This is a genomic window from Acinetobacter sp. 22301, assembly GCF_052045285.1.
Lineage (GTDB): Bacteria > Pseudomonadota > Gammaproteobacteria > Pseudomonadales > Moraxellaceae > Acinetobacter > Acinetobacter pittii.
The window spans coordinates 1-16061 of sequence record NZ_JBQEOR010000009.1; the positions used below are offsets into that span (position 1 = coordinate 1).

Annotated in this window: 16 protein-coding genes; 3 read left to right on the plus strand and 13 right to left on the minus strand. The window is 39.9% G+C overall.

The features are described 5' to 3' along the window. Nucleotides 1-178 precede the first annotated feature (178 nt). Complete coding sequence (locus ACTJJH_RS13380) at nt 179-529, plus strand: ankyrin repeat domain-containing protein (RefSeq protein WP_440601279.1); 351 nt, start codon at nt 179-181, stop codon at nt 527-529. 43 nt (nt 530-572) lie between these two features. Here ACTJJH_RS13380 and ACTJJH_RS13385 read toward each other — a convergent pair whose 3' ends face one another. From ACTJJH_RS13385 to ribF, 5 genes are all read right to left on the minus strand, one after another. Continuing rightward, nucleotides 573-1115: an NADPH-dependent FMN reductase gene (locus tag ACTJJH_RS13385; RefSeq protein ID WP_009387643.1), complete on the minus strand. Its 543-nt coding sequence runs from the start codon at nt 1113-1115 to the stop codon at nt 573-575. 137 nt (nt 1116-1252) lie between these two features. Beyond that, a complete protein-coding gene (locus ACTJJH_RS13390; protein WP_014208021.1) occupies nt 1253-1735 on the minus strand; it encodes an FKBP-type peptidyl-prolyl cis-trans isomerase in 483 nt (160 codons plus the stop codon). A 1-nt stretch (nt 1736) separates the two neighbouring features. Next, nucleotides 1737-2267 carry a signal peptidase II gene (gene lspA, locus ACTJJH_RS13395; protein ID WP_005804840.1) on the minus strand — a complete coding sequence of 177 codons (531 nt, stop codon included), beginning with the start codon at nt 2265-2267 and terminating at the stop codon, nt 1737-1739. Continuing rightward, nucleotides 2260-5097 carry an isoleucine--tRNA ligase gene (ileS, locus tag ACTJJH_RS13400; RefSeq protein WP_440601280.1) on the minus strand — a complete coding sequence of 946 codons (2838 nt, stop codon included), beginning with the start codon at nt 5095-5097 and terminating at the stop codon, nt 2260-2262. Before ileS ends, lspA begins: the two co-directional genes overlap by 8 nt. A gap of 62 nt (nt 5098-5159) precedes the next feature. Continuing rightward, nucleotides 5160-6161, minus strand: coding sequence for a bifunctional riboflavin kinase/FAD synthetase (gene ribF / locus ACTJJH_RS13405; RefSeq protein ID WP_068611934.1), 1002 nt, complete (start codon nt 6159-6161; stop codon nt 5160-5162). 207 nt (nt 6162-6368) lie between these two features. On the opposite strand from ribF, the gene ACTJJH_RS13410 reads away from it, so the two are divergent. Beyond that, on the plus strand, nt 6369-7502 hold the full coding sequence (locus ACTJJH_RS13410; protein WP_440601281.1) for a TDT family transporter: 1134 nt from the start codon (nt 6369-6371) through the stop codon (nt 7500-7502). Nucleotides 7503-7582: 80 nt separating this feature from the next. Then, the gene (locus ACTJJH_RS13415) at nt 7583-8149 is read left to right on the plus strand and encodes a 5'-methylthioadenosine/S-adenosylhomocysteine nucleosidase family protein (protein WP_069141598.1); all 567 of its coding nucleotides are present in this window, start codon (nt 7583-7585) and stop codon (nt 8147-8149) included. A gap of 34 nt (nt 8150-8183) precedes the next feature. Here the strand turns inward: ACTJJH_RS13415 and ACTJJH_RS13420 are convergent, their stop codons facing one another. The 8 genes from ACTJJH_RS13420 to ACTJJH_RS13455 form a co-directional block, all read right to left on the minus strand. Next, nucleotides 8184-8804 (minus strand): TetR/AcrR family transcriptional regulator, encoded by a 621-nt coding sequence (locus ACTJJH_RS13420; RefSeq protein WP_005071782.1) that lies wholly within the window; start codon nt 8802-8804, stop codon nt 8184-8186. 259 nt (nt 8805-9063) lie between these two features. After that, nucleotides 9064-9864: an ABC transporter ATP-binding protein gene (locus ACTJJH_RS13425; protein WP_069141599.1), complete on the minus strand. Its 801-nt coding sequence runs from the start codon at nt 9862-9864 to the stop codon at nt 9064-9066. 13 nt (nt 9865-9877) lie between these two features. Beyond that, complete coding sequence (ssuC, locus tag ACTJJH_RS13430) at nt 9878-10675, minus strand: aliphatic sulfonate ABC transporter permease SsuC (protein ID WP_002120785.1); 798 nt, start codon at nt 10673-10675, stop codon at nt 9878-9880. Beyond that, entirely contained in the window at nt 10672-11847 is a 1176-nt protein-coding gene (gene ssuD / locus ACTJJH_RS13435) for an FMNH2-dependent alkanesulfonate monooxygenase (protein WP_005308909.1), read from the minus strand. Before ssuD ends, ssuC begins: the two co-directional genes overlap by 4 nt. 26 nt (nt 11848-11873) lie before the next feature. Further along, the gene (locus ACTJJH_RS13440; RefSeq protein ID WP_161283036.1) at nt 11874-12857 is read right to left on the minus strand and encodes a sulfonate ABC transporter substrate-binding protein; all 984 of its coding nucleotides are present in this window, start codon (nt 12855-12857) and stop codon (nt 11874-11876) included. A 72-nt stretch (nt 12858-12929) separates the two neighbouring features. Continuing rightward, nucleotides 12930-13898 carry a sulfonate ABC transporter substrate-binding protein gene (locus ACTJJH_RS13445; RefSeq protein WP_032063257.1) on the minus strand — a complete coding sequence of 323 codons (969 nt, stop codon included), beginning with the start codon at nt 13896-13898 and terminating at the stop codon, nt 12930-12932. 335 nt (nt 13899-14233) lie between these two features. Next, complete coding sequence (gene argA, locus ACTJJH_RS13450; RefSeq protein ID WP_161283037.1) at nt 14234-15589, minus strand: amino-acid N-acetyltransferase; 1356 nt, start codon at nt 15587-15589, stop codon at nt 14234-14236. Between the two features lie 119 nt (nt 15590-15708). After that, nucleotides 15709-16038 (minus strand): RcnB family protein, encoded by a 330-nt coding sequence (locus ACTJJH_RS13455; RefSeq protein ID WP_017482365.1) that lies wholly within the window; start codon nt 16036-16038, stop codon nt 15709-15711. Nucleotides 16039-16061: the final 23 nt, after the last annotated feature.

Consider the following 16061-nt stretch of genomic DNA (forward strand, 5'->3'; position numbering starts at 1 on the left):
AGAAGTGAAACCTCTTAGCGCTGATGGTAGTGTGGGGTTACCCATGTGAGAGTAAGTCATCGCCAGCTCATTATTCTAAACACCCCCGTTCGCAAGAGTGGGGGTGTTTCTTTATTGCGGAATTTAATCTTTAATAAAAGATAGGTCCAAAATTAGATTTGTATTCTTGCTGTATTCTATGAATATAATGATGAACTCTATTATTTGGGGTACGGCCATGAAAATCAATTCTTTCTCTCCAATACCTGAAGATGATGAAGAGCTATCTTTGCCTGCATTGATTTATTGGGCATCTCTAGGTGATATCGATCAAGTAAAAGAATTACTAATAGAGGGAGAGGATCCTAATCAGACAGATGATGAGGGATATAGTGCTCTACAAGCAGCTGCTGAAAATGATCATTTAGAGATAGTTCAACTCTTAATTGAAAAAGGTGCGCATGTCGCTTACAAAAGTGAATACACAGCATTAGAGCTTGCAGAAATGGCAGGTAATGCTGATGTAGTGGAGTATTTAAATAGTTTATAAAATTAAAGGCCTCTTTTGTTTAGAAAAGAGGCCTTTTATGTAATTAAGACAAATGATATTTCTGTAGTTTCTCAACAATGGATTGAAGACCTTTTACTTCAAATTCATTAGCTTCGAATTTTTCATCTTTATTACGTTTAAATATATCTCTTATCTCTATTACAGCATTCGGGTCAATAATACTTAAACTTGAGGTGACTTGACGTATTTGGCTAATAGAACGAGAGCCATTTGTTGAACCATAGCCAATAAATGCAGCAGGTTTACCACCCCACTCCTTACCGACATAATCAAGTGCATTTTTTAAAGCTGGGCTGTAACCATGGTTGTATTCTGGGCTAATAAAGATAAATGCATCTGCTTGAGCAATTTTGTCTGCCCATTCTTGTTGTTTAGGTTGATCATAAATCCCGGTAGCAGGTGGGTGAGAGCCTGAAAATAACGGTAAATTCCACTCTTTTAAATCAATTACTTCTGTCTGAAAATCTTCTAGATTAAATGATGGAATTGTGGATTCTAGCCAATTGGCAACTTTAATTGCTGTACGTCCTTCACGAACACTTCCTACGATAATATAGACCAGCATGTATTTTTCCTAAGAATTTTTATCTTTATAACTTAATTCATTCTATAGGTAGGAGAGAATATAGAATTTGTAAGGATTCTTATGTCACTAATAAAAATTAAATCATAAAAAAGCCCTCATGTAGAGGGCTTTTTTATTTACATTAGCTTAATGCCTTGTTGGCCTTCAGGAGTAACCTTAAATATTTCTACTTCAAAGGTAATATTTTTCCCAGCTAATGGGTGATTAAAATCAATTTCTGTAATGTCATCATTAACTGATTTTACTACACCGAATAAGGTGGTTTTTGCCTTATCTTCAAATTCGATCATGTGACCAGGAATAGGGCGTTGTTCAAACTTAACTGTATCGAAAGTTTGAACATTTTCTGGATTCCATGGACCAAAAGCCTCTTCTGGTGGAAGGTGTACTGTACGGCGGTCACCTGCACGTAAACCGAATAATGCTTTTTCGAAACCTGGTAAAAGGTTTCCGTCACCAATAGTCAGACTAACTGGCTCTTCACGGCTACGTGTATTGTCAATTTCTACACCATTTTCGATAGCTACAGAAAAGTGTAGGTCGACTTTAGAGCCTTCTTGGATACGAATTTCTTCGTTAGGTTGAATAATTTCGGTCATATTATGCATCCGAATTTTGGTTACGTTGCTTCTCAAGGAAGAATGTATCAATGAGTAGCAAAATCGTACCTAGAGTGATGGCACTGTCCGCAATATTAAAAGCTGGAAAGTGATGATTTTGGTAATAAACATGAATGAAATCGACCACATAACCTAGGGTAATACGGTCAATTAAATTGCCTAAAGCTCCACCTAAAATTAAAGCGATGGCTACAGGTAGCACCACCATTTTTTTAGGCATACGCATTAACCAAAATACAAAAAGTACTGAAACTAAGCCCGCCAAAGATGTGAAGAAATAGCGCTGCCATCCTCCTGCATCAGATAAAAAGCTAAAAGCTGCACCATAGTTATGTAATAGTGTCCAGTTTAAAAATGGAAGTACAGGTACAGGATCTGCATAGTTTAGATGTGTACTCGCAATCCATTTTGTCCATTGATCCAATACAATGGCAAGGACTGAAAGTCCAAGCCAAATCAGATTATGTGGATAAAACTGGAATAAGCCTTTTTTAGCTTGTGAATTAGGCATATTTTCTCACTTCGCCACGACCAGTGACGTTCACAATACAACGACCACATAAACCAGGATGATCGGCATGTGTATTTACATCTGGAAGAACGTGCCAGCAACGTGCACATTTTTCACCTTCAGCTGCAGATATTTGTACACGTAAGCCTTCCATTTCAGTTGCTTCACCTTGCTCAGCAAATGGATGTACTACTACTTGCGAAGTAATAAGAACAAAACGGAGTTCATCAGCCAGTTGGTTTAAAACTGTTTGTAATGATTCACTTGCCCAAAGTTCAACTTTGGCTGAAAGATTACTGCCGACAAGTTTAGCGTTACGCGCTGCTTCAATCTGTTTATTTACTGCAGATTTTACGCTAATCAATGTTTGCCAATCTTCTTCAGAAAGCAAGTTTGCTTTTGATGAAACAGGTAAGTCATACCATTCTGAAGTAAATACATACTTTTCAGTTTGTTCTGGAATCAATGGCCAAGCTTCTTGAGCCGTAAAGCTTAAGATTGGGCTCATCCAACGGATAAATGCTTGAACAATATGATAAAGCGCTGTTTGTGCAGAACGACGTGCCTGAGAATCCGCTTTAGTGGTGTATTGACGGTCTTTGATAATATCTAGGTAGAAACCACCTAAGTCATTAATACAGAAGCTTGTTAACGCACTACACACCACATGGAAGTTCATTTCTTCATAGGCAGTGATAATGGTTTGTTGTACTTCATTCGCACGCTGTAAGATGTATTGATCTAGAGCGATAAGGTCATCTACGTCCAGAGCATCAGTACTTGGTTTGAAACCATTTAGGTTCGCAAGCAAGAAGCGTAGGGTATTACGAATACGGCGATAGCTATCACTTACACGGCTAAAGATTTCTTTCGATGCTGCGATTTCATAACGGTAGTCGCTAGACGCTACATATAGTCGTAAACCATCTGCACCAAGCTGTTTGATGATTTCTTCAAGCGGGATATAGTTGCCTAAAGATTTCGACAATTTACGACCGTTTTCGTCCACTGTAAAACCATGAGTTAACAAGGCTTTATATGGCGCACGATTGTGAATTGCCATAGATGTTAATAAAGAAGATTGGAACCAGCCGCGGTGTTGGTCTGAACCCTCTAAATATAAGTCAGCAGGGCTTTCTAATTCTTCACGTTGCTCAAGTACAGCGTAATGTGTTGTGCCAGAGTCGAACCATACATCGAGTGTATCGCGAACAGCGTTATATTGTTCAGCATCTTCACCGATGAAGTCTTTTGCTTCACGTTTGAACCATGCTTCGATGCCTTCTTCTTCGATCAGTTGAGCAACTTCTTCGATGAGTTCAGGTGTACGTGGGTGTAATTCGTTCGTGTCTTTATGAACGAAGAATGGAATTGGAACACCCCAAGTACGTTGACGTGAAATACACCAGTCCGGACGACCTTCGATCATTGATTCAATACGGTTTTTACCCCAGTTCGGTACAAACTCGATATCATTTTCAATGGCATTAAGCGCACCTTCACGTAAACCTTTTTGATCCATGCTAATGAACCATTGTGGTGTAGCACGGAAAATAATTGGAGTCTTATGGCGCCAGCAGTGTGGGTAGCTATGTTTAATTGGCTGATGAGCCCATAAACGGCCTACAGCGCCCAAAGCTTCGATAATCTTTGGATTGGCTTTATAGATGTGTTCACCAGCATAGATTGGAGCAGTTGGTAAATAAACACCGTTACCACCCACTGGGTTATCTACTTTAAGGTTGTATTGAAGACCTACTTTATAGTCGTCTGCACCATGGCCAGGTGCTGTATGTACGGCACCTGTACCGCTTGTTGCAATAACGTGTTCACCTAAAATAACCGGAACTTGACGATCAGTAAGTAGAGGGTGTTGTAAAGTAAGGTTTTCAAGAGCTGAACCTGTAAAATCAGCTAAAACAATTGGGTTTTCAAGCTTGTAACGCTCAATCGCTGAAGCAACTAGGTCTTTAGCAAGAATGAAGTTTTGCTTATCGCGCTCAGTAGACACTTGCACCAATTGATATTCAATTTCGGCATGCAACGCAACGGCTTGGTTAGCTGGTAATGTCCAAGGTGTAGTGGTCCAGATCACGATATCTGTCGGATCTTGAACTTCTACGTTTAAGCGAGCACTTAAATCTTTTAGATCGACAACGCCAAATCCAACGTCAATTGCGTCAGATTTTTTATCTTCGTATTCAACCTCTGCTTCAGCAAGAGCTGAACCGCAGTCCATACACCAGTTCACTGGTTTTAAGCCTGGTTGGATATGGCCATTTTTCTGGATGAGACCTAAAGCACGAACGATATCGGCTTCTTGTTTGTAATTCATGGTGAGATAAGGATTATCCCAATCACCTAAAATACCAAGACGTTTAAAGTCAGTACGTTGTAAATCAATTTGTTTTAGCGCGTATTCACGGCAAAGTTTACGGAAAGTTGCTGCGTCAACTTTTTCGCCCACTTTACCTACTTTCTCTTCGACTTTTAGTTCGATTGGCAAGCCATGACAGTCCCAACCTGGAACATATGGTGCATCAAAACCTGAAAGTGTACGGCTTTTTACAATAACGTCTTTAAGTACTTTATTGACTGCGTGGCCTAAGTGAATTGTACCGTTCGCATATGGAGGGCCATCATGCAAAATATATTTTTTCTTGCCAATACGCGATGCACGAATCTGCTGATAAATGTTGTCGGTATACCACTCTTCTAACCATTTCACTTCACGTACTGCCAAATTTGCTTTCATTGCAAATTGAGTATCCGGCAGGTTTAGCGTGGCTTTGTAGTCCACTGCATTCTCAGGAGTTTGCTTATCGCTCATGCAAGTTTTCATCCAGTTTTAATCAGCTTGGGAGCTGACATGTTTTACAATCAAAATTCGAATTAAAAAGGAAATTGTGTCGTGTCGTTACGGTATTGTCGTAACTGTTGCACGTCATTATCAATTCCAGCCTTAAGTGCTTCAAGCGAAGGGTAGTTCAATTCACCATGAAGATAGTGAAGAAAAGTCACCCGCATAAATAAGCCATACAGATTAGCAGAAACATCAGGGAAATGTACTTCTAATCTCCATTCTGGATGTTCTTGCTGAATGGCGGGACGTGTACCGACATGACCTGCACCATAGAGGCTATTTTCATGATATCCGGCAATTCCCGGTTTCTCTGGTGTTTCTTGGCGCACTTTTTCAGTGAGTGAAGTTGTTTCGCAAATGACTTCAACGCCATAAATACCGTTTAAACAAGGTTTGTGGCGGTTGAGTCGAACATTAATGGTTGGAAAATCAAGAGTTCGACCAATTTGATCGCCATATTGGACACGTCCAGTAATACTGTACGGACGGCCTAATAATTTAGCTGCTAAAGCAAGATTACCCACTTGAAGTACTTGGCGAATACGGGTTGAACTGACGCGTTCACCTTCAAGTTCAATGGTATGTAAATTTGTGACTTGGAAGCCATAATCTTTTAAAAATTCACTGTTGCCTTGGCGGTCTTTGCCGAAATGAAAGTCATCTCCTAAAACCAAAGCTTGAGCATTTAATTTGTCTTTTAATAAATCTGCGAAGGCAGATGCGCTCATGCTACGAAAATGTTCATCAAATTTAGCAACCGCAATATAGTCAACGCCAAGCTCAGCTAGGTATTCAACTTTTTCCCGTAGTGAATTAATACGAGGAGGAGCATCGTAACCTTTAAAGAACTCAAGAGGTTGTGGCTCAAAAATCATGACCAGTGTTTTTAAGCCTTGTGCTGCAGCAATGTTTTTGAGTTGAGCAATCATCGCTTGGTGGCCTAAATGGACACCATCAAAATTACCAATAGTTACCGCTGTTTGAGGTAACTGAAAATTGGGCGATAACGCATTAAGACGAAGCAGTTTCATGAACTTAAAATATGGCTATTTTTGCAAGGGCTATATATTGCCATAATCTCACAGATTCGTCTTGTTGTTGTGTTTTTACTCAGTTATTTTTCAAAATGAATATCTGTATATTTAAAATACTGATGAATTAAATAAAAATAAATCAATTTTTCTTATTAGTGGTTTGCTCTACTATGTCTTTATCCACTCTTTGATTAGAGAACTAAGATGAAAAAACCCTTTTACCAATTAAATCAAAGCAAAGATGTTATACGACATTTTACTCCAAATTGGTTTACAGCGACTATGGGTACTGGCGTGGTGAGTATGATTTTAATTCAGCTTCCATTTGCTCAATCATTTTTATTCACGCTAGCAACTTTGTTATGGCAATTTAACATTGCTTTATTTAGCGTTTTTTCAGTTCTTTATTTATTGCGGTGGTTTCTTTTCCCTCATGAGGCGAAGCAAATTTTTAATCATCCAAATATGAGCTTGTTTTTAGGCGCTATTCCGATGGGGCTCGCTACCATACTAAATGGCTTTTTAAGCTTTGGTATCGGGCTTTACGGGGAAGTCGCAATCCATATCGCCCAAGCTTTATGGTACATCGATGTCTTTTTAGCGCTAGCAATTGCGTGGATTGTACCATTTTGCATGTTTAGCCGTCAGAACCATCAGCTACATACCATGACTGCAATCTGGCTTTTACCTGTGGTTGCTTGTGAAGTCGCAGCAAGTTCTGCGGGCATGTTAGTTGCACATTTACCAGCAGATGTGCACAGCTTTCATTTATTAATGGGGGGCTATGTACTTTGGGGAATCTCTATTTTACCAGCATTCGCTATTCTGACAATTTTAATATTACGTATGGCTTTGCATCAGCTACCTGAAAAAGAAGTCGCTATTTCTAGCTGGCTCTCTTTAGGCCCGATTGGTACAGGTGCATTAGGTTTATTGTTACTAGGTCAGCAGGCACAAAGAGTGGCGCCAAACGTAGGATTTCACCAATTTGCGAATGTCTTTCAAGCTTTAGGAGTTGTAGGCAGTCTTGTACTTTTAGGCTTTGGTTTATGGTGGCTTGGTCTTGCGATTTTAACAACGCTTCGTCACGCCAAGACAGGTATTCCATTTAACTTGGGCTGGTGGGGCTTAACCTTTCCATTAGGTGTATTTATTCTCGCACTATTTAATTTAGGACATCAGGTTGAAATTGTATTCTTACAATACGTTGCTGTCGCATTGAGTATTCTGTTATTGACGATGTGGGGCGTTGTAATGAAGAAAACGCTAGCAGGAGCATATAGTGGTCAACTGTTTTTTTCTCCATGCTTAATCGCTTTACAACAAAAAGTGCAGTAATGATGAAAAGGTGCAAAAAGCTTTTGCACCTGATTTATACTTATTTTCTAACTTATTTAATTTTGATTTGAGCTTTTTGAATGAACACTGATATTGCTTTGATTATGGCACTTCCTAATGAATCTAAGGGTTTATTTGAACAAGCAGGTGTTGAAGTCCATTACAGTGGTATTGGTAAGATTAATGCTGCCTTTAAAGCATTTGAAGTTATTCAAAAAACTGGCTGTAAAACTTTAATTAATCTAGGTACAGCTGGAAGCTCTGCGTTTAATCGACATGATTTGGTCGAGGTGAAGACTTTTGTACAACGTGATATGGATGTTTCACCCCTAGGGTTTGAAGTAGGTGTAACGCCGTTAGATGATCACTTGCCAGCTGAAATTCATCTTCAACCACATTTTATTGATTTGCCAAAAGCAGTTTGTGGAACTGGTGATTCATTTGAAACGGGTCAGCCAAAAGTAGCTTGTGATGTGGTTGACATGGAAGGCTATGCTTTAGCTAAAGTGTGCCATAAGTTAGGTGTACGATTAATTTCTGTGAAGTATATTACTGATGGGGCAGATGATACTGCACATTTGGATTGGGAAGAAAATTTATTGTTAGGGGCCCAGAAACTCCTAGCACTTTATCAAAATCATTTCTAGAAAAAGATCGGCAAATTTGCCGATCTTTTTTTGTTTAACGAGGTAATACGCCGTAGAGCATCATATGTACCGTATGCTCAATCGAACGCTGGAACATACTGCGGTTACGAAGCGTTTTACCAGTTACCATTTCCATTTGAGTTGCAAAATCTGCATAGTTTTGCGTAAGGCCCCAAATATTGAGTATTAATAACTCAGGGTCGATATCTGGGGAAATCTTTCCTTCTTCTTGCCAAGTCTGAATGACTTTAGCTTTGCGTTTAAATAGCTTTTTCAAAGGCCCTTTCAGTATAGGCAAAATATGTGGAGCGCCTTGAATAATTTCTAGTGCAAACAATCTAGATGCTTTCGGTTGGCTACGAGACAGTTCGATTTTTTGAATTAAATAGTGAGATAAGGCTTCGGCTGGTTCTAATTCAGCTTCTAAAGTTTGTAAGGGGGCCAACCATTTTTGTAAAACGGTTGTGAGCACTTCTACATATAAAGACTCTTTATTTTCATAGTAATAGAAAATATTCGACTTATGCATGTCGGCGAGTTGGGCAATTTCATCCAGACTTGCTCCACTGAACCCATAGACTGAAAATACGTCAAGGGCCGCAGCAAGAAGCTGATTGCGCTTTTGGGTACTCTTTTTTTGTTCCATCTGCTGCATAATTAAAAAAATAATATTCCCATTGTAAGGGAAATTGTTTGATTTGTGCACAGGTGTCTTGCTTTTTTAATCAAAAAACGGCTAGTTATTTGTGTAATAGATATACTATTGTGCAAAAAATAGAGAGATTCACTAGTTTATTGTTATTCTTAAAAATATTTTTTAAATTTCGCCCTAAAAAAGAGCAATAAAACAGCAGTTTTATTGCTCGTAAATTGGGCATTTTTCGGCTGAGATATTCTCATTACTCATCGCAACCTTAAGTTGCCAAAACCGCATCGAGTACTTGTTGCTCAAGTTGAGCAAAAGTAATGCTCTTTTTACGCGGGCGTGGCAAATTAACTTGGAAACTTTGAGCAATCTTGCCCTTATCTAATAAGATAATACGGTCAGCTAATTGCACTGCTTCACTCACATCGTGTGTGACCAAAATTGCAGTAAAGCCTTGCTCCTTCCACAAGCGTTCAATCAAGCTTTGCATCTCAAGCCGAGTTAACGCATCTAATGCACCCAAAGGTTCGTCTAGCAACAATATGCGCGGCGTATGTGATAGTGCACGGGCTAGGGCAGTACGCTGACGTTGACCACCTGAAAGCTGGGAAGGCCATTGTCCTGATTTCTCTTTTAAACCGACTTTTTCTAGTAATTCTTCTGCTAAAGCATGTTGCGATTTTGGTAGCCCAAGTTGAACATTTTGAAGAATATTTCTCCAAGGAAGTAAACGAGGATCTTGGAACATTACTCGAATATCATCGTTCGTAATGCCTTCACGTAAATGTCGGGCAGATTTAAATTTGATTTCCCCAAAGCTGGCTTTTTCAAGTTGAGCAATTAAACGGAGTAACGTACTTTTGCCACAACCACTTCGGCCAACAATTGCTAAAAACTCACCCGGCTGGATGTGTAGGTCAAGATCTTCGAGGACCTTTACCTCACCATAAAATTTATAAAGTTGCTCAATCAGAATCTCTGCTCCTAATACAGGTTCTTGAGATTCTGTTGGTTCTTCCGGAATGAGCTGCACTTCATTCTGATTAATATTTAAATTCAGATTTGTCATGTTCTAAGCTCCCTTATTTCTGATATCCAGAGTGCCAACGTAGTAAATAGCGTTCCAAAAGCTGTGCTAAAACATCTGCCAGTTTGCCTAGTAAGGCGTACAGAAGAATACCGACCAGAACTACATCCGTTTGTAAAAACTCACGTGCATTCATGGTCATATAACCAATACCTGCTTGAGCTGAAATGGTTTCAGCAACAATGAGCAATACCCAAACCAAACCTAAAGCAAAGCGTAAACCCACTAAAATAGAAGGCATCGCACCTGGCAAAATAATTTCTTTGTAAAGCTGCCAGCGAGAAAGCCCATAGCTTTTGCCCATCTCAATCAATTGAGGGTCAACTGATCGAATACCGTGATAGGTATTAATATAAATGGGGAAGAAAACGCCTACTGCGACTAAAAATAATTTCGCTGTTTCATCAATGCCGAACCACAAGATGACAAGTGGGATAAGTGCTAAGGCTGGGATGTTACGAATCATTTGCAAGGTCGTATCGAGCAGGGTAGAGGCGAAACGCGAAGACCCATTCAGCAGGCCTAATAACAAACCTAAGCCGCCGCCAATCAACAACCCGAGTAAAGCACGTCCTGCACTTACTTTAACGTGCTGCCAGAGTTCGCCACTCACCAGTAGATGCCAAAAAGCGGAAACTACAGCAGTAGGTGCAGGTAAAATACGGCTTTCTAAAAGACCCGAACTTGAGGCAATTTGCCAAACAACTAATAGAAGAATAGGGAAAATCCAAGGCAGCAAACGCTGCCCGATTTGTTTTGTTCCACGTGAAACAACACTTTCAGCTTTGCTCATGCAGGCTCCTTGACGGAACTATTTTGCTTCTTCTCGTCTGGAACATAATTGTTGGCAATAATTTCACCGAATGGACCAGTTAAATTTGGCTGAGCAAGTTTAGCGCGAGTTTCAATTGGTAATAACGGGAATACTAACTCCGCAAAACGAATTGATTCTTCAAGGTGTGGATAGCCTGAGAAAATGAAAGTATCAATACCTAAATCAGCATATTCCTGAATACGAGCAGCAACTGTTTCAGGATCGCCTACAAGTGCTGTACCTGCACCACCACGAACTAAACCAATACCAGCCCAAAGGTTTGGAGATACTTCTAGTTTGTCTCGATTACCACCGTGGAGAGCCGCCATACGTTGTTGGCCTACAGAGTCCATTTGTGCAAATTTTTTCTGTGCCGCAGCAATAGTCGCATCATCAAGATATTGGATAAGCTCATTCGCTGCTGCCCAAGCTTGTTCGTTGGTTTCGCGAACAATCACATGCAAGCGAATGCCATAAGTTAATTTACGACCTTTAGCCTCAGCTTTGGCACGAACATGTTCGACTTTTTGTTTAACTGCTTCTGGTGGTTCACCCCATGTAAGGTAAGTATCGACTTGCTCAGCTGCAAGATCGACCGCGACGTCTGAAGAACCGCCGAACCAAAGTGGTGGATAAGGCTTTTGAACAGGTGGGTAAAGTAGTTTTGCATCATCCACTTGTAAGCGTTCACCGTGGAATGTAAAAGCTTCACCTGTATGTGAGCGTGTCAAAATCTCACGCCAGATTTTTACGTATTCATTAGCAGTTTGATAACGTGTTGAGTGATCTTCATATAAGCCATCACCGCGTAGTTCTGCTTCATCACCACCAGTCACTAAGTTGAGTAACACACGGCCATTCGACAAACGATCAAACGTTGCAGCCATACGTGCTGCCAACGCTGGTGTCGTTACCCCTGGTCGTAATGCAACTAAAAATTTAAGGTGTTGAGTTGCATCAATTAGGCTAGCCGCCGTAATCCAAGGGTCTTCACATGAACGGCCTGTTGGAATAAGTACACCTTCGTAACCTAAATTATCTACTGCCACAGCAATTTGCTTCATATAGGCATGGTCAACCTGACGAGCGCCTTTACTTGTACCTAAATAGCGACTATCACCGTGGGTAGGAATAAACCAGAAAATTTTCATGTGCATTACCTATATGTCTATTGAAATTACTTGGCACCCCAAACAGCTTGTTTAATGCTGATTGGTTTTGGAATGATGCCTTGTTGAGTAAAAATGTCTGCGAGTTGCTGCTGCTCAGCAATCACTTTGCTGCTGAGTGGAGCTGCCGATGATGGGCGTGGACGTCGTTTAATGAATAAATCACTGGTTGCAGGCTTAAGTCCTGTACTTTGACCAATCGCACCTGCCGTTTCTGCTTGATGGCTTTGAACCCATTTGTCAGCTTGATTGATTTGTTTGATGAGCCCTGAAATAGCTTTAGGATGTTGTTTAACAAAATTTGGGGCCGCTAAATAAAATGTATAGTTCGGGCTTAAACCTTTACCCGATGCAAGAACACGCGCTTGGTCTTCTAGTTGTGCTGAAGCAAAGTAAGGATCCCAAATTGCCCATGCATCAACAGCACCCTTTTGGAATGCTGCGCGAGCATCGGCAGGAGTAAGCCAGATCGGAGTAATGTCACTCCAGTTTAGGCCTGCTTTACGTACGGCTTGTACAAGTAAGTAATGTGAACTTGAACCTTTTTGCAGCGCAATACGTTTGCCTTTAAGGTCTTTAAGCTGTTTGAGCTGCGAGTTTTTGGGAACTAGAATTGCCGATGCCAATGGCTTAGCCGCTTCATAAGCAATGTAATATAAAGGCTTGCCAGCCGCTTGTGCATAGACAGGAGGTGTGTCTCCAGTAACGCCTACATCAAGAGAACCGACAGCTAAAGCTTCTAAAATTTGTGGTCCAGCAGGAAACTCATTCCAAGTAATTTTTGCATTTGGGAATTCTTGCTCAAATAGCTTTTGCTGTTTGGCAATTGCAAAGTTAATCGAGCTTTTTTGAAAACCAATACGAAGTTCTTTCACAGTTGGATCAATTGCCCAAGCTGGCGCTGCGATTGTTAAGCCTAATACAGTGACTGCACTGAGGCGCTTAATTAATTGTGTCCACTGACTCTTACTAAATAATGACTGATGTTGCATATTGATATCCTTGTTCCCCTTGAGGCAAGACACAGCATTTATATCGTTATTTAAGCTGTGCCCAAGCTGGGGTTATTTCAGTTTTAAAATGGCGTCTTGAATGGTGAGTTTGTTTGGAATGAGCTTTTGTGCATAAAAAGCATCAGCCACATATTGTTGTTCTTGTGCCACCTTGTCAGATATTGGCTGCACTCCAAAACCCATACGTGAAATGGAAGTTTTGAGTACATCAAACTCAAGTGCGGTAGGTTTTTCGAGTAACTTGGCAGCTTCATCCTGATGTGAACTTACCCACTCAGTGGTCTGGTTAAGTGTCTGTACAACAGTGTTGAGTACTTTCGGATTATTTTCTGCAAATTTACGGTCAGCTAAATAGAACTGATGATTACTCACCAAGTTTTCACCTGTTGCTAAAACTCGGGCCTGAATTTGATGTTCAGCTGCTGCAAAGAACGGGTCCCAAATGACCCATGCATCGACTGCACCTTTTTCAAAGGCAGCACGAGCGTCTGATGGCGGTAAATAAACTGGTTGAATATCACTTAAGCTTAAGTTGTTGGCTTCTAAAACTTTTAACAATAGGTAATGAACATTCGAGCCTTTGTTAAGAGCAACACGTTTGCCTTTTAAATCTTTAATAGATTGGATTGGAGAGTCTTTTTGTACCAATAGTGCTTCAGCTTTTGGCGCAGCAGGTTGGTTTGCGACATAGACTAAATTTGGATTGGCAGCCTGAGCAAAGATCGGTGGTGCTTCACCAGCTTCCCCCAGCGAAACACTTCCTACGTTTAAACCTTCAAGCAATTGAGGGCCAGCAGGGAACTCAACCCATTTTACTTGCACGCCTTGTTCTTTTAATGCTTTTTCTAAGTCACCACGAGCCTTTAAAATAGGAAGAATCCCATATTTTTGGTAGCCAATATTTAAAGTTGTGGTGGCTTGTTCCTCTTTTTTGGCACAACCACTTAACATCATCACTCCTGCAAGGCTGGCCGCGATGACTGAATATTTTGCCCATGAAGTGGTGTTGAAAAGTGCCATGAGATTTCGTACTCCCCGAAAGAGAAAAAGAAAAAAATAATTGGATGAGCAGATACCCTAAATGGATTTTTATTTCAGAAAAAATAAGTATTCGGTCTTTATTTATGCAAAAAAAAGCTAAACACAATAGGCTATAAACTTATGCGAAAAAATGATTTATCTATTAAAAATATATTTAATGAATTTTGATTAAGTTGATGTAAATAAAATAAAAAATATTAAAACCTTAAAAAATTTAGATTTAAAAAAAGTACAACCATAAATTAATCGTGTTTACGGGTGTACTTTTTGAACTAAGCTTATCTGAAATAAGAATATCTTAAAAATAGCAAAGGCTAGGGAAGCAGTTTCTTAAAGACTAAAGAATTTCTCTGATAGTTATAGAGTGCTTGACGAGCATTTGGTAAGTCATCAACACTCACCTGATGGAAACCGTGCTCTAAGAACCAGTGAGCGGTTCGAGTCGTTAAAACAAATAATTGACGAATACCTTGTTCTTTTGCCTTTTCTTCAAGGAATTGCAAAATCTGGCTGCCACGGTTCGATTTACGATAACTTGGGTGTACTGCGACGCAGGCAATTTCTGCTGAACGTGTTTCATTAAATTCTGTTGGAATTGGATAAAGTGCAGCACACGCTAGAATCGTACCATCGCGCTCAATAACAGCGAACTGGCTAATCTCTTGCTCTAAACGTTCACGCGAACGATAAACTAAGATACCTTCTTCTTCTAATGGACGTAATAAATTCATTAAACCGCCTACGTCTTGAATATTGGCCATGCGAACTTCTTCATAATGCGCATCGGTAATCATGGTGCCTATACCATCTCGAGTAAATAACTCTTCGAGAAGGGCGCCATCATAGGCATAAGAAATAAGATGAACGCGGTGTACACCTGATAAAGATGCTTTTTTTGCCTGTTGCAAATGCAAAGTGAGTGTTGGGCTAATGGTTTGGTATTGTTGAATATAGTAGTCCAGTTGATGTGGGCTTAATTCACGTAATATTTGCTCATCTTCATTCAGCAATCCTTGTTGCTCTCCAAGAAAAATGAGTTTATCTGCTTTTAAATAAGTTGCTGTTTTAGTTGCGACTTCTTCAGCTCTTAAGTTAAATACCTCACCTGTAGTGGAGTAACCTGTTGGTCCTAGCAGTACAATATTATGATTATCGAGGTGTCGATCAATCGCATCTGTATCAATAGAACGAACTTCACCTGTAAGCTGGAAATCCATGCCATCACGAATACCATAAGGTTTAGCAGTCACAAAATTACCTGATACCACATCTATGCGAGCGCCGTACATTGGCGAGTTTGCTAAGCCCATAGAAAGTAATGCTTCAATTTCAAGGCGAATAGAACCTACAGCACTCATAACACAGCTTAAAGATTCACGTGTGGTAATACGGCTGTTGTCATAAAAAGGAGTTTCGATTCCTTTTTCTTTAAGATTTTGATTAATTTGTGGACGTGCGCCATGAACTAAGATTAAGCGGATGCCAAGAGAATGTAATAAAGCAATATCGTGAATGATATGTTCGAAATTAGGATGTCGGACTGCTTCACCACCAAACATCAACACAAATGTTTTATCGCGGTGAGCATTAATGTAGGGCGCTGAGTGTCGAAACCAGTGTACATAATGCTGGGTGTTATTATGCGACTTACTTTCAGGCTTACTTGGCATACCGATCTCGAATCAACAGCAAAAAGATATAAAGATGATTCTAAACAAAAAAGACTAAAGCCGCATGTTTTAGATAAAAAAACACCCAAATTGAAATTTGGGTGTTTAAATTTTTTTGATTAGTGAACAACTCTAATGATTTTATGACTTTGTTCATTCACTAATACGTAATTTCCGTTCACTTTATACCATTTTTGATAACGACCCGGTTTAGTCAATTTTTGGTGTTGACGATAGTCGATCACGTAACGTGAATGTCGATACTCATGCGGTACAACCTGACCTACTCTCCACGCATTACGATGGTCGTCTTTTTTAATCACTTTAACTGTTTTTACTTCATGGTTTTGATAGTTGCCATGATGATTATGATCATTTGGTGCTGCCATTGCTGTTGTTGCAACTAAGCCACTAAGTGAAAGAACAATCGCTGTTGTTAATTTTTTCATTGTAAACCTCGAATGATGAGTTA